The 21,262-nt window shown below is 63.3% G+C and carries 22 protein-coding genes and 1 tRNA gene; 11 read left to right on the forward strand and 12 right to left on the reverse strand.

The annotated features are described in order from the left end of the window. Positions 1 to 97: 97 nt before the first annotated feature. Positions 98 to 505: a DoxX family protein gene (locus EWF95_RS01935; RefSeq protein WP_221886604.1), complete on the reverse strand. Its 408-nt coding sequence runs from the start codon at positions 503 to 505 to the stop codon at positions 98 to 100. Between the two features lie 118 nt (positions 506 to 623). Between EWF95_RS01935 and leuB the strand changes: the two genes are divergently transcribed. Then, on the forward strand, positions 624 to 1,595 hold the full coding sequence (leuB, locus tag EWF95_RS01940; protein ID WP_142442337.1) for a 3-isopropylmalate dehydrogenase: 972 nt from the start codon (positions 624 to 626) through the stop codon (positions 1,593 to 1,595). A gap of 37 nt (positions 1,596 to 1,632) precedes the next feature. Here leuB and EWF95_RS01945 read toward each other — a convergent pair whose 3' ends face one another. The 3 genes from EWF95_RS01945 to EWF95_RS01955 all read right to left on the reverse strand — a co-directional run bounded on the left by EWF95_RS01945 (position 1,633) and on the right by EWF95_RS01955 (position 4,673). Continuing rightward, entirely contained in the window at positions 1,633 to 2,367 is a 735-nt protein-coding gene (locus tag EWF95_RS01945) for a bacteriorhodopsin (RefSeq protein ID WP_142442339.1), read from the reverse strand. After that, positions 2,367 to 4,055, reverse strand: coding sequence for a methyl-accepting chemotaxis protein (locus tag EWF95_RS01950; RefSeq protein ID WP_142442341.1), 1,689 nt, complete (start codon positions 4,053 to 4,055; stop codon positions 2,367 to 2,369). Before EWF95_RS01950 ends, EWF95_RS01945 begins: the two co-directional genes overlap by 1 nt. A gap of 162 nt (positions 4,056 to 4,217) precedes the next feature. Continuing rightward, complete coding sequence (locus EWF95_RS01955) at positions 4,218 to 4,673, reverse strand: DUF5799 family protein (protein WP_142442343.1); 456 nt, start codon at positions 4,671 to 4,673, stop codon at positions 4,218 to 4,220. Positions 4,674 to 4,797: 124 nt separating this feature from the next. Here EWF95_RS01955 and EWF95_RS01960 point away from each other — a divergent pair, with 124 nt between their 5' ends. Next, positions 4,798 to 5,232, forward strand: a complete 435-nt coding sequence (locus EWF95_RS01960) for a halocyanin domain-containing protein (protein ID WP_142442344.1) — start codon at positions 4,798 to 4,800, stop codon at positions 5,230 to 5,232. Here EWF95_RS01960 and EWF95_RS01965 read toward each other — a convergent pair. Continuing rightward, positions 5,229 to 6,275, reverse strand: coding sequence for a mandelate racemase/muconate lactonizing enzyme family protein (locus tag EWF95_RS01965; protein ID WP_142442346.1), 1,047 nt, complete (start codon positions 6,273 to 6,275; stop codon positions 5,229 to 5,231). The genes EWF95_RS01960 and EWF95_RS01965 overlap by 4 nt on opposite strands. Beyond that, entirely contained in the window at positions 6,275 to 7,210 is a 936-nt protein-coding gene (locus EWF95_RS01970) for a 1,4-dihydroxy-2-naphthoate polyprenyltransferase (protein WP_142442347.1), read from the reverse strand. Before EWF95_RS01970 ends, EWF95_RS01965 begins: the two co-directional genes overlap by 1 nt. 87 nt (positions 7,211 to 7,297) lie before the next feature. Here EWF95_RS01970 and EWF95_RS01975 point away from each other — a divergent pair, with 87 nt between their 5' ends. The 3 genes from EWF95_RS01975 (at position 7,298) to EWF95_RS01985 (ending at position 10,378) form a co-directional block, all read left to right on the forward strand. After that, positions 7,298 to 8,533, forward strand: a complete 1,236-nt coding sequence (locus tag EWF95_RS01975) for a mandelate racemase/muconate lactonizing enzyme family protein (RefSeq protein WP_142442350.1) — start codon at positions 7,298 to 7,300, stop codon at positions 8,531 to 8,533. 134 nt (positions 8,534 to 8,667) lie between these two features. Then, the gene (locus EWF95_RS01980) at positions 8,668 to 10,113 is read left to right on the forward strand and encodes a DUF7504 family protein (protein WP_142442351.1); all 1,446 of its coding nucleotides are present in this window, start codon (positions 8,668 to 8,670) and stop codon (positions 10,111 to 10,113) included. A 190-nt stretch (positions 10,114 to 10,303) separates the two neighbouring features. Then, a tRNA-Met gene (locus tag EWF95_RS01985) sits at positions 10,304 to 10,378 on the forward strand. Positions 10,379 to 10,595: 217 nt separating this feature from the next. On the opposite strand, the gene EWF95_RS01990 is transcribed toward EWF95_RS01985, so the two are convergent. Together EWF95_RS01990 and EWF95_RS01995 are read right to left on the reverse strand one after the other, a co-directional pair. Continuing rightward, positions 10,596 to 11,546, reverse strand: a complete 951-nt coding sequence (locus EWF95_RS01990; protein ID WP_142442352.1) for an oxidoreductase — start codon at positions 11,544 to 11,546, stop codon at positions 10,596 to 10,598. A gap of 382 nt (positions 11,547 to 11,928) precedes the next feature. Then, a complete protein-coding gene (locus tag EWF95_RS01995; RefSeq protein ID WP_142442354.1) occupies positions 11,929 to 12,129 on the reverse strand; it encodes a hypothetical protein in 201 nt (66 codons plus the stop codon). A gap of 242 nt (positions 12,130 to 12,371) precedes the next feature. Here EWF95_RS01995 and EWF95_RS02000 point away from each other — a divergent pair, with 242 nt between their 5' ends. After that, positions 12,372 to 12,755 carry a DoxX family protein gene (locus EWF95_RS02000; RefSeq protein WP_142442355.1) on the forward strand — a complete coding sequence of 128 codons (384 nt, stop codon included), beginning with the start codon at positions 12,372 to 12,374 and terminating at the stop codon, positions 12,753 to 12,755. 139 nt (positions 12,756 to 12,894) lie between these two features. Further along, on the forward strand, positions 12,895 to 13,764 hold the full coding sequence (locus tag EWF95_RS02005; RefSeq protein ID WP_142442357.1) for a CheF family chemotaxis protein: 870 nt from the start codon (positions 12,895 to 12,897) through the stop codon (positions 13,762 to 13,764). A gap of 16 nt (positions 13,765 to 13,780) precedes the next feature. Here EWF95_RS02005 and EWF95_RS02010 read toward each other — a convergent pair whose 3' ends face one another. From EWF95_RS02010 to EWF95_RS02015, 3 genes are all read right to left on the reverse strand, one after another. Then, positions 13,781 to 14,065, reverse strand: a complete 285-nt coding sequence (locus EWF95_RS02010) for a DUF357 domain-containing protein (protein ID WP_142442359.1) — start codon at positions 14,063 to 14,065, stop codon at positions 13,781 to 13,783. 46 nt (positions 14,066 to 14,111) lie between these two features. Further along, positions 14,112 to 14,282 (reverse strand): hypothetical protein, encoded by a 171-nt coding sequence (locus EWF95_RS13410; RefSeq protein WP_185911668.1) that lies wholly within the window; start codon positions 14,280 to 14,282, stop codon positions 14,112 to 14,114. A 155-nt stretch (positions 14,283 to 14,437) separates the two neighbouring features. Beyond that, positions 14,438 to 16,495, reverse strand: a complete 2,058-nt coding sequence (locus tag EWF95_RS02015; protein ID WP_142442361.1) for a DEAD/DEAH box helicase — start codon at positions 16,493 to 16,495, stop codon at positions 14,438 to 14,440. Positions 16,496 to 16,632: 137 nt separating this feature from the next. On the opposite strand from EWF95_RS02015, the gene EWF95_RS02020 reads away from it, so the two are divergent. The 4 genes from EWF95_RS02020 (at position 16,633) to EWF95_RS02030 (ending at position 19,821) form a co-directional block, all read left to right on the forward strand. Further along, positions 16,633 to 17,817 (forward strand): CBS domain-containing protein, encoded by a 1,185-nt coding sequence (locus EWF95_RS02020; RefSeq protein WP_142442362.1) that lies wholly within the window; start codon positions 16,633 to 16,635, stop codon positions 17,815 to 17,817. 87 nt (positions 17,818 to 17,904) lie between these two features. After that, positions 17,905 to 18,414: a metallophosphoesterase gene (locus EWF95_RS02025; protein WP_142442364.1), complete on the forward strand. Its 510-nt coding sequence runs from the start codon at positions 17,905 to 17,907 to the stop codon at positions 18,412 to 18,414. A 45-nt stretch (positions 18,415 to 18,459) separates the two neighbouring features. Continuing rightward, positions 18,460 to 18,606, forward strand: a complete 147-nt coding sequence (locus tag EWF95_RS13415) for a DUF7859 family protein (RefSeq protein WP_185911669.1) — start codon at positions 18,460 to 18,462, stop codon at positions 18,604 to 18,606. A 30-nt stretch (positions 18,607 to 18,636) separates the two neighbouring features. Next, positions 18,637 to 19,821, forward strand: a complete 1,185-nt coding sequence (locus EWF95_RS02030) for an inorganic phosphate transporter (RefSeq protein WP_185911670.1) — start codon at positions 18,637 to 18,639, stop codon at positions 19,819 to 19,821. A gap of 42 nt (positions 19,822 to 19,863) precedes the next feature. Here EWF95_RS02030 and EWF95_RS02035 read toward each other — a convergent pair whose 3' ends face one another. Then, positions 19,864 to 21,225 carry a hemolysin family protein gene (locus EWF95_RS02035; protein WP_142442365.1) on the reverse strand — a complete coding sequence of 454 codons (1,362 nt, stop codon included), beginning with the start codon at positions 21,223 to 21,225 and terminating at the stop codon, positions 19,864 to 19,866. Positions 21,226 to 21,262: the final 37 nt, after the last annotated feature.

Raw genomic sequence — 21,262 nt, forward strand, 5'->3', positions numbered from 1 at the left:
GACGAGGAGCGCAACGAGTCGCGGGAGCCGAGCCTGCCGAGGGCTTTCTACACCTCTGTTGCTCAGTTGAATTCAGTCGAATCGCCAGAGATGCACGCTAAGAACCCACAGCATCCGAATCAGTGTACCAGTAGGCCCACAGAATCAATACGCCCTGTAACGGCAGCCGCGCCCAGCGAATCAGCGGCGATGGGTCGCCACCGCTGATTCCGTCGACGACGACCATCGAGGTCGCCATGTAGACGTTCGCCGGGAAAATCGCAACGAGCAGCGCAATCGTCGCCCACGCCGCGTAGCGTCGCGTCCGTGGAATCAATACCCCGACACCGACGGCGATTTCGGCGACGCCGGACAGATAGACCAACGCCAGGGGCGCGGGCAGGAACGGCGGGATGATCTGGGCGTATAGCTCCGGGACGACGAAATGCAGCACGCCCGCGACGACGTAGAGCGGCCCCATCAGGTAGAGCAGCGGGCGTTTGAACCGCGCCAGGCGACCTCTCATTGCCACCTGCTATGGTGACGGCAGGGAAGCGGTTTGGGGTTACTCTGTTCCGGCGACGCAGGTCGTCACGACTTCGCCACATCGACATGCTCTTTTCAGTGCTGGCAAGACGACGCGTATGAGCCACACAATCGCCGTCATCGAAGGCGACGGCATCGGACAGGAAGTGATCCCGGCAACCGTCAAAGTCCTGGAATCGCTCGATCTCGACCTCGAATTCGTCGAAGGCGAGGCCGGCGACGCCGTCAAAGCCGCGACCGGCGAGGCACTCCCACAGGAGACCTACGACCTCGCGGCCGAGTCCGACGCCACGCTGTTCGGCGCGGCTGGCGAGACCGCCGCCGACGTGATCCTCCCGCTGCGGGAGGCCGTCGACTCGTTCGTCAACATCCGCCCCGCGAAAGCCTATCCCGGCGTCGATGCCGTCCGGCCCGAAACCGACCTTGTCTTCCTCCGCGAAAATACCGAGGGTGTCTACTCGGGTCACGAGGACGACCTCTCCGAGGATCTGTCGACGCTGACGCGCGTCGTCACCACCTCGGCCTCCGAGAAACTCGCGGAGTTCGCCTGCGAGTACGTCGACGGCGAGGGGTTCAGCGTCGTCCACAAGGCCAACGTGATGCGGAAGACCGACGGCCGGTTCCGCGACGCGGTCGTCCGCGTCGCCGACGACCACGGCGTCGAGACCGACGAAGTCCTGATGGACGCCTTCGCAACGCGGGTCTGTCTCGACCCCACGCAGTTCGACACCATCGTCTGTCCGAACCTCGCGGGCGACGTGCTCTCTGATCTCGCTGCTGGCCTCGTTGGCGGGCTGGGGCTCCTGCCCTCCGCGAACATCGGCGACGACAACGCGCTCTTCGAGCCGGTTCACGGTACCGCACCCGATATCGCCGGCCAAGGCGTCGCCAACCCGATGGCGACGGTGCTCTCGGCGGCGATGTTACTCAATCATCTCGGCTACAGCGAAGAATCGGATCGCGTCGAGACCGCCGTCGAAACCGTGCTCGCCGAGGGGCCGCGGACGGCCGATCTCGGCGGCGACGCCGATACCGACGAGGTCACGCAGGCGATCATCGACCAATTGTAGCGCAGCCGAACGAACCCGGCGAAAAGAGTGACAGTCGTTAGCTCACGAACTCGGTCGCCGTCGATCCCTGTTCTTCCTCGGTTTCAAGCTGGAGCGACTGGTCGGTGATGTCGTCGAGGGCATCCTTGCCCATCAGCGCGAGCATGGCGAAGCCGACCTTCGTGATAATGTCGAGGTAGACGATCACCATCATTTCGACGCCAGGCTCCAGCAGCCCGAACCCGACCGGCGCGAGCAGCCAGACGACGGGGTACAGCGTCCACAGCACGACGGTCACGTTCCGGAGTTTGGCGAAGACGATGCCGACGCGCTCGCTGGCGAAGGCGGCCTGCTCCGGAAGCTCCGTGACCAGCAGGTAGGCCAAGGCGACGTAGGCCACGCCGCCGAGTCCGAACAACGTCAGTGACAGCACGCCCGAGGTGAAGATCGCGGCGATCCCGAGGGCGATCAACACCACGTCCAGCCCGATCAACAGCGCGTAGAGCTGTTTGCCCGGTTTGCACAGCAGCGTCAGGTAGAGGATCAACAGCGGCGTCGTCAACAACCAATCGACGTACCGCGGCGTGTAGAACGTCGCGCCGTCGACCGGGATTGAGCCGATCCCCAGCGAGGTCAGCGTGTAGGCGACTGTGGCGATCCCCGTGATCGCCGCGAGCACGCCGTAGTATTTCCTGTTTTTCTCGTCACGAACCGCGTAGTACGCCGAGGGGGTCGTGCCGAGACCCAGTGCCACCGCGCCGACCGCCGCCCAGCCGTTTGCTGATAACAACATTAGGAATCACCGAAGTTGAAGCCGTCGTCGGTTGTCCCACTGTCCGTCTCCTGCCCACCGTCGGTCGCTGCCACATCGGGTGTCGCTACCGTCGCGTCCGGCGTCAACTCGCTGCCAACGGTCGGTGCCGCTGACTCGTCAAGCCCACCACCGCTAGCCGACTCGGCCTCGACCTCGAAGCGGTCGAGGGCCTCGTGCAGTTTCGCGGCTTGCGACCGCAGTTGCGTCGCCGAGGATTCGACCGTCTGGAGCGTCTCCTGCTGGGCGGTCGCCGTCTCGGTCACGTCGTCGGCCGTCTCGGTCGTCGTCTCGCTGATCTCGGCGACCTCGTCGATCATCTCGACGACCGAGTTGGCCGCGCGGGCCTGCTCCTCGGTCGTCCGGTTGATCTCGCTCATGCTGCTGTCGACCTCGTCGACATACTCGATCACGTCGTTGAGCTGGTCGATTGCGCCCTCGACCGTCTCGACGCCCTGGCTGATTCGGACGCTGGTCTCGTCCATGCCGGCGACGGCCTCGCTGGTCTTCTCCTGGACGCGCTGGATCCGGCCTTCGATCTGGCCGGCGGCCTCCTTCGTCTCCTCGGCGAGTGATTTGACCTCTTCGGCGACGACGGCGAAGCCTTCGCCCTCTTGACCGGCGCGAGCAGCTTCGATGGAGGCGTTGAGCGCGAGGAGGTTCGTCTGCTCGGCGATCTCGCTGATCATATCGACGATCTCGCCGATCTCGTCCATCTCCTCGTCGAGCACCTCGATATCCTCCAGCGTCTCGTTGGTCGTCGACTCGACGGCGTCCATCTGCTCGATGGCGTCGGCCGCGGCGGCTTCCCCTTCGGTGCCGGCTTCGGTCGCCTGTTCGGTCGTTTCGGCGACCGTATCGACCGTGGCGGCAACTTCTTCCGCGCCCGAGGAGAGCCCGTCCATCTCGTCGGCCACGTCTCGGAGGTTCTCCGTCTGCTTGTGTGCGCCGTCGGAGATGTCCTCGACGGCGTTGGCGACGCCGCTGCTGTCCTCGTAGAGCTGGTCGGCGTTGCTGTCGACGCCGGCGGCAGCATCCTCGACGTGGTCGGCGAATGTCATCACCTCGCTGACGGTTCCCTCCAGCTCGTCGAGCGTCTCGTTGAACGCGATCCCGACCTGCTGCATCGCCTCGCTGTCGGTATCTGGATCGACGCGCTGGGTGAGGTCGCCGTCGGCGACGGCCTGCATCACACGTTCGTACTCCGCAGCCTTCTGTTCGATCCGTTGGGCCCGCTGTTCCATCTCCTCGCGGGCGGCCTGTGCGTCTTCTTGCGCTTCCTCGGCTGCCGAGATCTGCTCCCGCAGCGAGCGGCGCATCGAATCGAAGGCCTGGTGGAGCTGACCGATCTCGTCGGTTCGCTTGGTGTCGAGATCGACATCAAGATCGCCCTCGGCCATCTGGTCGGCCTTGGTTGTCAGCCGCCGGAGGGCGATGATCGTGTTGCTACCGATCGTCACGCCGATCAGCGCGAGGCTGATGACGGTGACGAGAATCAATCCCAGAATGCTTGAGCCGATGACGCCAGCCTCCGCGCCGAACAGCGACCGGGCCTGGAAGTACACCAGCACGCCGGCCGCCGTGGCGAGAGCGACCACCCCCGCCAACGAAAGCGTGAGCTTCGTCGCGTAACTGTCGCGTATCGGGTTGCCAGACTGCGTTCCAGCCATAGGTAGACATTGAAAGCCGATCACCTATGCGTACGCGCTATCTGTATAGGCTGTTCCTCAGCAGCCAAACCCATTCAGTATAGGCATCACCACAAATGCCTTCGAACAATGTTCCGCGACAACAATGTAACCATGCCGAGACAACAAAAACACGAAAACCGCTCACCGCTCCGCCGATTCGACGTAGGCTTCCCTGACAGCCTCGAAGCCGTCGTTCGCTTCGAGATGCTGTTGGAGTTCGTCGGCGTACTCCTGGGCGAGTGATTCGGCCGCCGCCAACCTCTCGGGGTCGACGCCGTCATCATCGTTGCTGAACCCGAGCGCGCCTTTGATCGAGTCGATGATCCCGGGGTCGTTGGCACCCTCGTCGGCCCCACCGGCCATCGGGCCGCTCCGCGAGCGGATCGCCGCCAGCTCGGGCATGATCGATTCGACCGCCTCGGTGTCGGCAACGAGCCGGGCGGCCTCGGGATCGGCGGCGTGCTCGATGTCGAGTTCGGTCGCCGTCATGATCAGCCCCCACTCCTGGTTCGTGAACGCCGACCCCTGAACCCGGTCGGTGAACGCCTGATCGACAGCCATCCGGTCGCCGACAAGCATGTCTCGCCACTCGCTCATATCGCCGGCTTGGGACGGCGACGGTTTCAGCCTGCCGGCCGGGGCGGGAGGGGCCGGCTGGCCGCCGGCGACGATTGCTGTCGGTAAACGCATCACTAATGGCTCCGCAGCAGCCAGTGGAACCATGAGATCATACAGCCGCAGACGGACGCTTGCGGTCGCCGGCAGCACGGTTCTCGCTGGGCTCGCCGGCTGTGCAGGCGGAGGCGGCGACAGCAGCCCCTACAACGGCTGGCTGGACGGTGCTAACAACTTCGAGGCAGTCGTCGATCGAACCGGAACCGAAACCGTGACCGTTGAGGTGGGAACGCCGAACCCGTATGCGTTCGACCCCGCAGCCGTCCGAATTTCACCAGGAACAACGGTCGTCTGGGAGTGGAGTGGCCGCGGGAGCAGCCACAACGTCGTCGACAACGGCGGTGCCTTTGAGAGCGACTACTATCTCGAAGAGGGGAGCACCTTCGAACACACCTTCGCGGAGCCGGGGGTCTACAAATACTACTGTACCCCCCACCAGACACAGGGCATGCTCGGCGTCATCGAGGTCGTCAACGGTTAGCGACGCAAGCTATCGAAGCCGCTACCACAGAGCCCACCCCCGGTCGGCACGCTCGCAGTTCCCTCGCTGATCCTCACCGGATCGGCGGCGAGATCGTCCGCGAGCAGCGACCCCGTCGCTAGCCCACACGGGGCGATCTCCGGAACCGCCGCGGCGACGTGAACGGCAGCCGTCCGCGCGACAACAGCATCGATCGTCGTCGTCACCACGGGCTCGACACCGGCCTCGCGGGCGCGGGCGGCCGCCTGTGTCGCCCGCAGCGGCCCGCCGAGAGCCATCGGTTTGAGGATCACTACGTCGGCCGCGTCGGCATCGAGGACGGCCGAGATCGACGCTGACGACAGCGACTCATCAAGAGCGATGTCGACACCGCGACCACGAAGCTCGCGGTGGCCGGCGATGTTAGACGCCGGCAGTGGCTGTTCGACGTAAGCAACATCGAGAGCTGCGAACTCGTCGAGAGCGTCCTCGGCGGTTGGAACATCCCACGCGCCGTTGGCGTCGATCCGGAGCGCGACAGCGTCGTCGACTGCCTCGCGGACGGCGCGGACGCGCTGGAGATCGGCCTCCAAGGACTGGCTGCCGGCTTTGAGTTTGAGACAGTCGTAGCCGTCTGCGAGTGCGCTTTCTGCGGCTGCCACGGTCGCATCGATGTCGGCGTCGCCGATGGTCGCGTTGACTGGTACCTGTTGGGGTACCGCAGCATCGGCATCATCGAAGGCGTCTTGTCGGAGGGTTGTCGCCAACGGCGTTGAATCGTTGCGACCGCGCCGGTCGAGCCCTGCGAGTTCGACGGCGTGGGCGGCCGCCGGTGTCATTGAGGGATCAGGGAACGTCTCGGTCGATTCGGGGTCGGTCGCGTCAAGCGCGGTTTGACACGCCTCAACGGACTCAGTCCAGCCGGGCAGCGGGCTCGCTTCGCCGATCCCGGGTGGGGCCGCGGTGTCGTCGACGCCGACGAGGAACCCCCGTCGCTCGGTGATCTCGCCGCGAGCAGTCGACAGCGGCGATGCAAGCGCGAGAGAAAACGACTCGATCCACATCAGACCGCCAACCCCACGCCAAACAGCAGCGCGTAGCCCGCCAGCAGCTTCCCGGTCGTTTCCAGGGCTGGGTTGAGGGCTGCGCCGGTCGTTTCAGTCCGAACCGTGTCGGCGACCTGGACGGCGACCGGCAGCGTCACCAGCGGGAGCAACACGGCCACCGAGGCGTCGGTCGCCAACCACAGCCAGACGGGTACCAGATACGCTACCCCGAGCAGGCCGATGTACTCGGCGCGGCTGAACCCATAGCCGAACCGCACCGCCAGCGTTCGCTTGCCGGTCGTTTCGTCTTCCGCTTTGTCGCGGATATTGTTGACAACAAGGATGTTCGTCGAGATGGCCGCCACGGGGAGGCTGGCAACGAATGCTTCGAGGGTAATCGTCCCGGCGGGAACCGTCGTTGCCAGCGGCGCGGCAACCACGGCCGCAGCCTGGACGTAGTAGGTGCCGGTGACGGCGATGACGCCGAAAAAGAGGAAGACGAAGAGATCACCCAGGCCGTGGTATCCCAGCGGATAGGGGCCGCCGGTGTAGGCGATCCCGGAGATGACCGACAGTAGGCCGATCACGAGGATCGGGACGCCGCCAACATAGACGAGATACCCCCCGACGACAACGGCGGCGGCGAAGGTGAGATACATCGCAGCCTTGACGCGGCCGGGTTCGATGAGGCCGGCCTGCGTGACGCGCGTGAACCCCTCGCGGTCGTCGGTGTCGGCACCCTGGATCGCGTCGTAGTAGTCGTTGGCGAAGTTGGTGCCGATCTGGATGAGGGCCGCGCCGACGAAGGCGGCGACGGCTGGCAACGGGGCAACGACGCCGTCGTTGACCGCGAGGCCGACGCCGACGATGACGGGGGCGGCCGCCGCGGGCAGCGTCTGGGGGCGGGCGGCGGCAACCCACGCCTGTCGCCGCGAGAGATTCGAACCGCTCATAGTCGTATTGGGGTCGGCTCGTGCCTGAATGTTGCCATTCGGCCACAGGTGAGGAGACTATTTACGAATGGACACCAACGCCGAGGTATGGTCGATTACGACTCCTTACACGACCCGAACGCCGAGTACACGATGCGTGAGCTCTCCGGCGAAACGATGGGCGTCACCGCCAGCCGCGGCGGCGACCGCGACGTCGAGATCACCGACGTGCAGACGACGATGATCGACGGCAACTTCCCGTGGACGCTCGTCCGCATTTACACCGACAGCGGCGTCGTCGGCACCGGCGAGGCCTACTGGGGTGCGGGCGTTCCCGAACTCATCGAACGCATGAAACCGTTCGTCGTCGGCGAGAACCCGCTGGATATCGATCGGCTCTACGAACACCTGATCCAGAAAATGTCCGGGGAAGGCAGCATCGAAGGCGTCACCGTCACCGCCATCGCCGGCATCGAAATCGCACTGCACGATCTGGCGGGCAAGATCCTCGATATTCCGGCCTACCAGCTGCTGGGCGGCAAGTACCGCGACGAAGTCCGGGTCTACTGTGACTGCCACACCGCCGATGAGGCCGATCCACAGGCCTGTGCCGACGAGGCCGAACGCGTCGTCGAAGAACTCGGCTACGACGCCCTGAAGTTCGATCTCGATGTGCCCTCGGGGCTCGAAAAAGATCGCGCCAACCGACACCTCCGCCCCGGTGAAATCCGCCACAAGGCCGAGATCGTCGAGGCCGTCACCGAGCGCGTGAAGGATCGCGCCGACGTTGCCTTCGACTGTCACTGGACGTTCTCGGGCGGTAGCGCGAAGCGGCTCGCCGCCGAGATCGAGGAGTACGACGTGTGGTGGCTCGAAGACCCCGTCCCGCCGGAGAACCTCGAAGTCCAAGAGGAAGTAACGAAATCCACGATCACGCCGATCACCGTCGGCGAGAACCGCTATCGCGTGACCGAGGAGCGACGCCTCATCGAGAACCAGGCGGTCGACATCATCGCGCCCGACCTCCCGAAGGTCGGTGGGATGCGCGAGACCAGAAAGATCGCCGATGTGGCGAATCAGTACTACATCCCGGTCGCCATGCACAACGTCTCCTCGCCGGTGGCGACGATGGCGAGTGCCCATGTCGGCGCGGCGATCCCGAACTCCTTGGCCGTCGAATACCACAGCTACGAGCTCGGCTGGTGGGACGAACTCGTCGAGGAAGACGTGATCGTCGACGGCTACATCGAGATTCCGGAAGAGCCAGGTCTCGGCGTCACGCTCGACATGGACGCTGTCGAGGAGCACATGGTCGACGGTGAAACGTTGTTCGACGAAGCCTGAGCTTCGTCGAGCCAGCGGAGCTCTGCTCCGCGAGGGTTGACGAGAAACCACGATACCCCTCTCGGGTCATCGTTTTACTGAGCTAGAGGGATCGATCGGTGGTGTTTATACTTCCGGAACACCATCTTCGAGCTATGGATGCGGAGCCACGGCTACTGTACGTAGACGCTGATGCCGACACGGCGGCGTCTCGCGCGGAGACGCTCTCCGCGGACTACGAGTTCGAGGTGCGGACCGCCAGCGACGTGGCTACCGCGAAAGCAGCACTCGACGCACACGATATCGACTGCGTCATCAGCGAGTTTCGGCTCGGCGACGACGATGGCCTCGATCTGCTGTCGCACGTGCGCTCGGGACACAGCTCGCTCCCGGTCATTCTCCTGATCGACGACGAACCGGAGGAGATCGCCCGCGATGCGTTCAGCTCCGGTGCAACCGATCTCTTCCCCCGGTCGATGATCGAGCTCTCCTATGAGCCGCTGGTCGAACGGATCCGCGAGCTGACCGCCGAATCGACCGAGGCGGCCGCCGAGCCGTCGGCTGATGGCGAGAAACAGACACCCGACAAAGCACGAACCACCGAGGAGGTCGCAGCGAGTACGGACGGTGGCGGCACCGAGGCGTCGACGCCCGGGTCGTCGGGGCCGACAGACACCACTGCAACCGAGTCGACAGCGAGCGACGATGCGGCCGACACACCGGCAGCCGATAAGTCGACTAACGATCTGTCGGTCTCCGATCTCGATCTTGAGGAGCTCCAAGCACTCCCGAAAGATGAGCTGATCGCACTGCTGGCGAAGATCATCGGCGACGACGATGAGCCGGCAACCGAGTCGGCCGAGGCGATGGCCGAAACCATCGACACGAGCGCGGCCGACAGCCAATCGTCCGCACAGGCCGCAGCCACCGACACCACGCCAAGCGATACGAACACACCGACCGCCGATGCGCCGACAGCTGAGCCGGACGCCGACGACACGGTGTGGGAAACCAACGAGGGCTACCAGCGTCCGCCGAACCTGGATCTCTCGCCGGGGACAACGATCCTCGTCCAGTGTAGCTCACAGGACGCCCGCAAACACGACGCCCGTCGTGATCTGCTCGGCGTCACCGAGGCCGACGATCGCAATATCCTCCTGATCCAGTACCGATCGATGAACACCGATCGGCTGGCGGCGATCGCCGAGGCCGCCCAACGGGTCAAGGTGATCACCGTCGGCTGTTCACAGTCGGTGCCGACCGCCGTCAGCGACACCGTCGAGGTCGTCAACATCAACAACCCCAACGATGTGACGCGGCTCGGGATCCTCTCGACGAAGACGCTGGACGACTGGCGAGCCCTCGATGGCGGGATCGCTGTCTCGCTCGACCCGCTCGACGTGTTGTTCCGATACAAATCCGTTGAGGGCACCTTCCGGTTTCTCCACATTTTCCTCGGCAAGCTGAGTGCCGGCGGGGCGGTTAGCTCCTTTTTCGTCAACCCCTCGGCCAGCAACCCACAGGATGTGAACACGCTCAAACCGCTGTTCGATCACATCATGACAGTCGATGCCGGCGGCGTCGATCTGGAAGGGACGTGAGCCGATCTCGGTAGAAAGGACGTGATCCGGTCTCGGCTCCGGCGGCCGCCAAGAATGCCGGAATCATCGAACAAAACCAAGCCCCACAGCGGGCTGTCTGTGGGGTCATGACAGCATCTCACATCGTCGAAAAGTGCCATACTGCGAGTCGATCATAACCCTTAACCGTAGCTGTGGCATCCGTTTTGATAGCGGGATGGGATAGCCAGGAGATTCCGCCGGGCTCATAACCCGGAGATCGGTAGTTCAAATCTACTTCCCGCTACTTTTTGAGGCGAATAATAAGAGGAGCGTAGCGACGAGTGTCGTGAGCCTCACAAAAGCTCGGAAGAGATTTGAAGGAGACAACGAGGGAGCGAAGCGACCAAGTTGGCGTAGTTCAAATATACGTCCTGCTATACGTCTCAGACTCACACTACAACGGCGAGTCTCTTCTCGACACGATCTGGGGCACCAGCGGTCGGCAGACGACGAGTGGGCAGTCACCAGTGCCAGTAGTTGTACGTGACCCCGGTCGCCGCCTCGCTTCGTTCCCACAATCTCCGAGCGGCGTCCTCATCGTATGAAGCGTCGCTGGAGGACTGCTTTGTTGGGGATCCCCGCAGGTTCTTGAAGCCGCCAGGCCCGTAGTAGTCGCCACCCGCAACATCGTCGGCTGTTGCCGCGTACAACAGCGGCAACACCCCGTCTGCGGGCGACTGGCCGACGATCGCATTAGCGATCTTCATCATCGCCAACCGGAGCATCGAACCCTGTTGTTGGGGCCCCCGGTATTGGAGATTGGTTGCGGCGTAGCCGGGATGGCAGGCGACACTCAGCGTCCCGGTGATCCCATGGGCGTCAAACCGCCGCTGCAGCTCGTAGGCAAACAACAGATTGGCGAGTTTGCTCTGGCCGTAGGCCTCCCACTTGTCGTAGGACTGCTCGCGGTGTAGATCCTCGAAGTTCAGCGAGCCGATCGTGTGCGCGCCGCTGGAGTGGGTGACGATCCGGCTTTCGCTGTCGCTGTCGAGCAGGAGGTCTAAGAGCTGTCCTGTGAGTGCGAAATGGCCGAGATGATTCACGCCGAGCTGTGTTTCGAACCCATCCTCGGTTTCCTGTCGGGGGATCGCCATCACGCCAGCGTTGTTACAGAGGATATCCAGCGTGTCGTAGTCGTCGGCGACGCCGTTGGCGAAGGCGGCGATCGAATCCAACGATGCAAGATCGCACTCCCGGACGTTCAGTGTCGCGCCGGTCTCGCCGACCGTGGTCTTGATCTCGGTGGCAGCCTGTCGACCGCGGTCGAGGCTGCGACAGGCCATGATCACGGTCGCACCCTTGGCGGCGAACGCTTTCGTCGCTTCGTAGCCAAGCCCACTGTTGGCTCCGGTGATAACGACGGTGCGATCACGACAATCCGGCATCTGATCGGTAGTCCACGTAGGTGACATAGTGGGCTCCAGTATAGCGAACGTTCACGCCGTGTCGTAATTAATTACACCGATGCTACTGCTGGTGCTGTGATCGGTAGTGCCGCGAAAATTGGGATACAGTGCTGCACCATGCCAGTGGTGTAGCAGGGTTCGAGGGGGTCAATGTCGCGCGCTCTCGAAGACTCGGAAGTCGGGGGAGACTTCCACACCTATTCAGGGGGTGTCGCCTTCTGTGAGTAGCGACATCTTTGTGTGGTGCGAGGAGATATAAATACATTCGGCGCAGAATATCAGCTGTAATAATCAGGAGACCCAAGGGCGGTCGACACGGAGCAGCCAGTACAGATTTCGTGGGAGTGCTACAAAAAACAGAGCGCGTCGAAGCCGGTAGGTCGGCGCGCTACCGCTGTTTTTTCACCGGTGCGTAGCCGCGGGCTGCCAGCTTGCGCTCGACCCGTTCGGATTCGGCGTCCAGCGCGGCCGCCACAGGGGTCTGCTGTCGTCGGGCCTGTCGCCGACAGCGTTCTTGGGTCATCCAGCGGGATCGTTCCTCGTCGGTCATGGCCGCCCAGTCGGGCGGGAGGTCGTAATCGTGTCTCATAGCGTCGGTATGGGCATCTGTATGGTATACCGTCACACATATACCTCTTTTCGGTTCTGTTCAAACGGTACTCGTTTGGGTGGTTTTAGTTTTATTTCAACTAGCTTGCTGGATATTCACAACAGAAACAGGCTATTTTTCGCGTTTGAGACCGTGTTAATCAACCATGGACAATATCACGCGGTCTGAGAGACCTTGGCGTTTATATTCCCGTGGCGTCTACCACGCCGATAGACGACATCATGGGATCCGATACCACTGACACCCTCTCGACGCTGGGACGCGTGTTGTTCGGCCTCGGCGTCGCACTGCAAGCGACCGAAGATTTCCGGGAGATGGACGAGACGATCGAGTACGCCGACTCCGCCGACGTGCCACTGCCAGAGATCGCGGCCCCGTTTGCCTCCGGCATGATGGTCGTTGGCGGGCTGGGAACAGCACTCTGGCGGTTCCCGCGGCTGGCGACCGGTGCGGTGGCAACGTTTCTGGCGGTGGTGACACCGACGATGCACGATTTCTGGAACGCCGATCCCGACGACAAAAGCGGCGAGCGGCTGGCCTTTTTCGGGAATCTCGCCATGTTCGGCGCGGCCCTCGCCTTCCTCCGGGCGGCCTACAAACGGTAGCAACACGGATTTCGACCGGTTCTGAGAGGAACACGACAGCCACCCGGTGCCGGTAGGAGCAACACTGTCCGCAACCGCGCTAAATCCATCCCCAACTGATCCGAAATATACAATACCATGTTTGAGTAATGAGTACGTCATGAGTGAGGAGGTCGTCGCTGATTTCACCGGAAAGCTCCTCACCGAAGATATCGACCAGCTCAAACCTGTCAAAGGGAGAGTACTTCTTAACCACGAACAGTTAGTGCTTGTCACGGGCGACAGCAAGGAGAGCATCTTTCTCTCGAAGATCGTCAGCACAAACCCCGGCTCGGTCGCCGACAGCGTCTCACAGTTTTTTGAGGAGGCGATCGCCGTCGCCTACGAGCGAAACGGGAACCGACGGCGGGCGATCATCGGCGGCAGCCCGGATACCATCGCCAAGTTCCGGACGCTGCTGTTCAAGCTCCTGATCGGTAAACAGACCGTGATCGCCCAACACCCCGCCAAACGCGGCGGCCGGGTCACCGATGTGCCGCCACGAAAGATGCTGTTGGACCTCTCCGAATCGGCGATCGAGCTCTCGTTGGACGACAAGACCGCCCGAATCAACGTTGAGGCGGTCATCGGCTTCGAGCACGAACAGCGGGAGCTGATGGATCGCGCCCGGCCGACGCTGATCTTGGATCACGCCGCCGGCAACACGACACTGACGACCTACATCTCGCTGCTCAGCAAGCGGAAGCTCACCTTCCTGAGTCAGTTTGTCCGGCTCAACTACAGCAAGGTGATCAACGACGTGCGGGAGACAGAGGTCAACGACACCGAAACCCAGGCCCTTATTTCGCTGTACAGTGCCGGCGGCAGCGCGTCGCTTGAGGGGATCGTCACCGACAACGACACCGACGCACGGACGGTCGGCGAAAACCTCCTCGAAAAGGAGTTGGTCACGGAGGAGGAGGGCGTGCTCTATCTCACCTCCCGCGGCGAGATCGTCGTCACCGAACAGCTGGAATCGGTCAACGAGTAGTAGCCTGCCGGCAGCACTACATCGTGAACAGCTCGGTGTCGTCGGGCACCGAAAACAGCCCCATCCGGACACCACAGTCCAGCCAGCCGTAGCCGTAGGAAAACGCCGCCAGGGCGTTCACGGGGTCGTCATCCGCTCGGAAGTGACGGCCGTCCGCCAGATACGACGCTGCCATCTCCCGACACTCGGCGGCAGCCTCACCGAGTGGTGTGTCGGCTGGCGGTTGTATCGTCGCCGCGGCCAAGGCGTCGGCCAACATCCGCTCGTAGCGATCCGTCTTTTCGTCGAGGTCAGCAGCCATACCTGTGGCTTGCCGGCCAGCCCGAAAGCCGTTCGGTCGCTGGTCGCTACTCCTTGACGGACTGTTTCAGGATCAACGGCGTCACGATCGCATCCAGCGCGGCGATCCCGTAGGCGACGAGTTGGACGGTGCCACTCAAATAAAAGTAGGCGACGCCGGCGACGATCGCAGCTCCCCAGAGACCGATACCCCAACGGACGAGCGGATTACGCAACATACCGCGGAGGTTGACCGCGAGGCGTAAAATCGTCACTATCGGTTCGACGCCTGTTTCACTGACAGGCGATCACATGTGACAGTTGCTCGGTGACCACTAGCTCCGCTCGGCCAGCTACAACTCCTCGTCGGCCAGCTACAGCTCAGCTCGGCCAACTACAGCTCTTCGTCGGCCAGCTCCTGTTCGGCGACGATCTCGTACGGCGACAACCCATTGCGGATCCCATCGAGCAGCCGGAAGGCATCGTCCGGCGAGAGGAAATGCCGGGTGACCGCCCGGCCCATCGGCGTCGGTTCGAGGCCGTCGATAAACTCCCACTCCAGCAGCTTGCCGACCGCTCGCTGGGTGTCGATCTCACCGAGCATGCGGTCGTTGAGCCGCTTGGCCGACTCACCGGCGACGGTGATGTTGGCAAGAGTCTCCTCAACGGCAGCAGCCTGATCGTAGACGTTTCGTACGTCCTCCATCTCGCCCTTCAAAAGCTTGAACGCGACCTCGTCTTCGGTCATCTCCATCGAGTTGTGGTAGGTGCAGTCGGGCTCGATCAGCATGTAGACCGTCCCCTTGTCGTGGTAGTCGGGCCGCCCCGCGCGGCCAAGCATCTGGCTGAACTCCTGTACTGAGAGCCATTCGATCCCCATCGCCAGCGAATCAAAAATGACCTGCGAGGCCGGGAAGTCGACACCAGCAGCCAGCGCGGCGGTGGTGACGACCGCCGAGAGTTCCTGATCGAGGAATTTGCTTTCGACCTGTTTGCGCTTCTTGTAATCGAGGCCGGCGTGATACGGTGCAGAGTCGTAGCCCAGTTTCCGGCTGATCGAGTGACAGCGTCGCCGCGAGTTGGTAAAGATGATCGTCTGGCCGCGGTAGCCCTTCGAGGATTTCTGATCGAAGGCGCGTTTGACGAGCTTATCCTCCAGTCGCAGCTTCTCGCGTTCGTCGGCGAAGGTGACGTGTCGCTCGATGGGGACGGGTCGCTCCTCGAACTCGATGAGCGTCGCGCCGAGCTGTCCGGCCAGCCATTCGGGGTTGCCGACGGTCGCCGAGAGGTAAAGCCACTGCGCGCCGCCGTACTCGCTTCTCGTGTCGGCGCGCTCCGCACAGTAGTATTTGAGTCGTGAGATGAGGCCGTCAAGCCGGTGGCCGCGCTCGGGCTCTTTGAGCGTATGCACCTCGTCGATGACGACGGTGCCGATGTCGCCGAGATCCTTGCCTGTTCGCAACGCGTGATCGATCCCCTCGTAGGTGCCGACGATCACGTCCGCCCCCGGATCGAACCGCGTCCCGTCGTCGTTGATCCGGCTCGCGCCGACGCGGATCGTCACATCCAGCCCGAGATCGCCGTACCGATCCCGGAAATCCTCGTGTTTCTGATTTGCGAGGGCAACAAGCGGGACGAGAAACAGCATCTTGCCCTTGCCTTCCAGTGCGCGGTTGACACCCGCCAGCTCGCCGATCAGTGTTTTGCCTGTTGCGGTCGCGCTGACGACAAGCTGGTCGTCGCCATCAAAGAGGCCGTTGCGCACCGAAAGACTCTGAACTGGCAGCAACTCATCGAACCGGGATTCGATCATCGACTGCAACTGCGGGTGGAGACCGAGATCGGCCGTCTGCACCGGGTCGACATCGTCGACGGTCGCGCTGATCGTATCGAACTTCGTGAGGTCGGGGTCGAGATCACCCGAAAGCAGGTTGACGATCCGGTCGAGATCTTGGACTTCGAGCAGGAGATCCTCAAGCCGCTGTTGGGCCTGCCCGGTAAACTGGCCCTTGTAGGCGAGTTCCCGCTCTAACTCCTCGCGGGCACAGTCTGGACAGATATGCTCGCGGTCGGTTTTGATCGCCGTCTCCTCGGTGATCGGCGAGTACGCGCCGTCGTTGGCGCAGTACCGGCAGGTGCGAACCGTTTTCGCCGATAGCTGATAGCCATCGAGCAGTGCCTGAAGCTCCTCCCGTCCAGCCGTCGAGGTCTGTTGGGAGATGCGGATGCGGCCCGCTTGGCGGGCGAGTTCGACGAACTCATCTGGGTTTCGCGGCTCCTCGGTGGTTCCGTCCTTCGTGCGGAACCGCCCCGGTCGCGGGCCGGCGCTCGTCTCCTTCGTATCGAGCGTGCCGTGGAAAACGCGCTGGCCGTCCCGGATAGCGACGACGCGGTAGCTGTCGCCGCGCTCATGCAGGAACAGCGTCTCGACAGCCGAGGCCTGCGTGGACACGCCCTCCGGTAGACTATCGGAGTATATCAGGGGTTCGGCTTTCGGCGACGCCGTGCTGTCGGTTCCCTCGCCGCGGCCACGCCTGCCGCCACCACCCGGAAAGCCAGGTTAATACCTGCTCGTGGCGAACAGCTGGTATGCGAGGGCTTCGTCTCGGACGGGTATTTGGTATCCCTGTTCAACTCAACTGGACATTCCTGCTGATCCTCCCGATCTTTGCGTGGATTATCGGCTCGGATATCGACCGACTAACCGATCTTATCAACGGTGTTCTCGGCGGCAACCTCGCCGTCGAGACGCTCACAGCCGGCATAACCCCGTGGCTGCTCGGGATCGCCGCCGCAGTCGGGCTGTTTGGTGGCGTGTTGCTCCACGAGTTCGGCCACTCGCTGGTGGCGATGCGCTACGACGTGGAGATCGAATCGATCACGCTGTGGTTGCTCGGCGGCGTCGCCAGCTTCAAGGAGATCCCCGAAGCCTGGCAGGAGGAGTTCAATATCGCTATCGCCGGCCCGCTTGTCAGCGTCGGCGTCGGCGGCCTCTCCTATCTCGCCTTTCTGGTCGTACCGGGCGGTCTCGATCCGATCCGGTTCGTCCTCGGCTATCTCGCTGTGATGAACGTCGGGCTCGCCCTCTTCAACATGCTGCCGGGGTTCCCGATGGATGGCGGCCGGGTGCTCCGCGCGCTGCTGGCCCGCAACCGACCCCACGCACGGGCGACCCAACTCGCCTCCGAGGTCGGCAAAACCTTCGCGTTCGCCCTCGGCCTGCTGGGGCTGTTTGCGTTCAGCCCGCTGTTGATCCTGCTGGCATTCTTTATCTACATCGCCGCCTCCGGCGAGGCCCAGCAGTCGACGCTGAAAGCCGCCTTCGAGGGTGTCACCGTCGGCGACATCATGACGCCCGGTGAGGATCTGCTCGTTGTCGACCCCGAGACAACGATCACCGACCTGCTAAACCGGATGTTGACCGAACGCCACACCGGCTACCCGGTTGTCGACAGCGGCGGGGAGCTGATCGGGATGGTCACGCTGGATCACGCCCGCTCGATCAAGGAGGTCGAACGCGACGCCTACACCGTCGGCGATGTGATGGAACGCGATATCACGGCCATCTCGCCGCAGGCCGACGCCTTCACCGCGTTACAGGCGATGCAGGAACACGGCGTCGGCCGGCTCCCCGTCGTCGACGAGGGCGAGAACCTCGTCGGCATCGTATCGAAAACCGACCTGATGACCGCGTTCAACATCATCCAGAGCCGCGGGGAGTCGACGACGCTGATCGGTGATCAGGCAAGCGGCGATCTGCCGTCGCTCCGGTAGGCTGATAGCAGCGATATCCCGTCGCTCCGGGAGGACGGATTCGCCGACAGCGGTAGTTTTTCCCCACTGCATAGCTGAGTAAGAGGTATGCTAACTGTCGTTTCTGACACCCACAGTGTCCGGGGCCACGAGCTGACGGGCCGGACGCTGCAGGCTGTCCGGGAGGCCGATCTTGTTATTCATGCCGGGGATTTCATGCGGGCGTCGGTGCTCGATGCCTTCGAGGATGAAGCCCGGACAGTTCGGGGTGTCTACGGCAACAACGACGACAGCGAGATCCGCGATCGGCTCCCGGAGGCCCGGACGGTCGACTACAAGGGGTTCCGGTTTGCGGTTACTCACCGCGTCAGCGGCGGCCCGACGGAGCTGACGCTGTTCGGCCGGGAACGCGACGCCGACGCCGTGATCTACGGCCACAGCCACAACCCCGAGGTCGACACGAGTGGCGAGCTCCCCCTCATCAACCCGGGCAGCCACGCCCAACCCCGCGGCTATCGGAAAGCCCACGCCGAACTGGAGCCGAGCGACGACGGGCTTGCTGGGCGGCTCGTCACACCCAACAACTACGTGATCGAGGAGTTCAGCGTCTCCAGATAACCGCTGACCGAAACGTCTTTGCGGCGTGCCGGCGGTGAGGCAACTATGACTGTTGGTGAGCTCCTCACGGATCCTGTCCTCATCGGGATTCTTGTGGTGCTGTTATTGTTCGTCTTCTTTGGGTATCTTCTCATGCGGCGTACCGTCCTCGGGCTCCGAGAAGGGTATCGTGATGGCCAACGGCGGGAGTAACGTGGTCGACACCAACCACCGGAACACACTATGATCGGTGTCGAAACGCTGGTCACCTTCGGGATCGCCGCGGCGGCCAGCCTCTTTATGGCGTGGGCGATCGGCGCGGGCTCCTCGGGGTCGACGCCGTTTGCCCCCGCGGTCGGCGCGAACGCCATCTCCGTGCTCCGGGCCGGCCTCATCGTCGGCGTCCTGGGCTTCTCCGGGGCGGTACTCCAGGGAGCCAACGTCACCGAGGCCGTCGGCAGTGAGCTCATCGTCGGCGAGCCGCTGACCGCCGGCGCGGCGATCGTCGGCCTGCTGACCGCAGCCGTCCTCGTTGCTCTCGGCGTCTTTGCGGGGTATCCGATCGCCACCGCCTTTACCGTCACCGGCGCGGTCGTCGGCGTCGGGCTGGCGATGGGCGGTGGGCCCGCCTGGCCGAAGTACGCGGAGATCCTCACGCTGTGGACGCTGACACCGTTTGTTGGTGGCGGGATCGCCTACGGGATCGCTCGGCTCATCCGCGGGGATCGCTTCGATGAGGATCGGCTGATCGCCGCGCTTGGTGGGCTCGTCGGCGCGCTGATCGCCAACATCGGGTTTACCTTTCTCGGCCCGCCGGGCGAACAGGGGTCGATCGCCAGCACCCTTGGCCCGGCGACTGGGCTTCCCACAGCCGCCGGCGTCGCCGTCGCCACCCTCGGCGTCGCCCTCGCCGCGATGGCAACGCTGTGGCTCGCACTGAATCGGGATCGGGCGACCGGCCAGCGACGCTTCCTGCTGTTTTTGGGCGGGCTGGTCGCCTTCTCGGCCGGTGGGAGTCAGGTCGGCCTGGCGATCGGGCCGCTGGTGCCCCTGCTCGGGAGTGGGATCGATATCCCGCTGTGGGCTGTGCTTGTCGGCGGCGGGTTTGGGCTCCTGGTCGGCTCCTGGACCGGCGCGCCGCGGATGATCAAGGCGATCTCACAGGATTACTCCTCGCTTGGGCCGCGGCGATCGATCGCGGCGTTGATCCCGTCGTTTGCGATCGCCCAGACCGCCGTCTACTTTGGGATCCCAGTTTCATTCAACGAGATCATTGTCAGCGCGATCGTCGGCAGCGGGCTGGCCGCCGGCAACGCCGGGGTGAGCCGCGACAAGATGCTGTATACCGTGTTGGCGTGGGTCGGCTCGCTGGTCTCGGCGTTTGTCATCGGCTACGTGGTGTACACCGCTGTCCAACTCGTCTTCTAACTCGTCGCTCGGCTGTTGCTCCAAACGCTGTCCGCAAAACGGCTACTCCGTCAACTCGGGTTCGTCGTCGTTCTCGGTTTTCGGATACTCGTCGGTGACGGTGAGCCGGGCTTTGAGGATGCGCGTGCTGTCGACCTCCTCGATCTCGATGACGACGCCGTCGTACTCGAAGGTCTCACCCTCCTCGACGAGCCGGCCGGCGCGGTTGAAGACGAAGCCGGCCAGCGTTTCGAACTCCTCGCCTTCCGGGAGATCGATGTCGAGTACCTCGTTGACCTCGTGGATATTGACCTCGCCGCGGATGATTGTCGTCTGGTCGTCGAGCCGCTCGAAGGGCTCCTGCTCGTCGCCTTCGAGGATGTCGCCGACGATCTCCTCGACCATATCTTCGAGGGTGATGATCCCCTCAGTGGTGCCGAACTCATCGAGAACGACGACCATCTGGAGGCGGTTTTCCTGCATTTCGGCCAGCAGCTCGTCGACGTTTTTCGATTCGGGGACGTGCAGCGTCGGCTGGACGATATCCCGCAGCTCGCTTTCGCCCTCGCTGTACTGGTGTTCCCGCACCAGATCCCGGACGTTGACGACGCCGATGATGTTGTCGAGGTTGCCGTCGTAGACGGGCACACGGACGTGGTCGTGGCCGATACAGGCCTCGATGGCCTCCTCGATGGTGGCGTCCTGGGAGACGGCCGTCACGTCGAGCCGCGGGGTCATCACCTCCTTGGCGATAGTAGAATTAAAGGTGAAGATGCGTTTGAGCATCTCGCGTTCCTCCTCGTCGATGACGCCCTCCCGTTCGCCGGTTTCGATGATATCCTTGATCTCATCGCGGGTGACGTACGGCGATTCGATCGCCGAGGAGCTGCCCATCGCCTTGTTGACGATGCGGGTCAGTCGGTCGAAGACGATGATCAGCGGAAAGAGGACGTACTCTGAGAGCTTGAGCGCGCCCGCGATCCGCAACGCCCACGACTCGGTGTTTTCGACGGCGTAGGATTTCGGCGCGCTCTCACCGAACAGCAGGACGACCGCGGTGATCCCAAAGGTCGCCGCGACCACGGCCTGGCCCTGCGAGAGGTAGATCCCGAACAGCGCGGTGGCGATCGAGGACATGGCGATGTTGACGATGTTGTTGCCGACGAGGATCGTCACCAACAGCCGGTGAGGGTCGTCCTTGAGCCCCTTGACCGTCTTGGCGTTGGGGATCCCCTCTTCGACCATCGATTCGATTCGGTGTTGTGGCAGCGAGAAGAAGGCGATCTCGGAGGACGAGAAGAACGCCGAGAGGCCGATCAGCAGGACGATAGCGACGATCCCGAGGCCGGTGATCGCCGTCGTACTGAGGGCTGGCAACTGGAGCACCCCGGCGGCGAGAGACATGCCTACAAGCGATAAGCCCATTGTCACTGATCGTTCCTCGGCCCCGGAATTAAGCGTT

The sequence above is a fragment of the Halonotius roseus genome (assembly GCF_006861655.1).
GTDB lineage: Archaea > Halobacteriota > Halobacteria > Halobacteriales > Haloferacaceae > Halonotius > Halonotius roseus.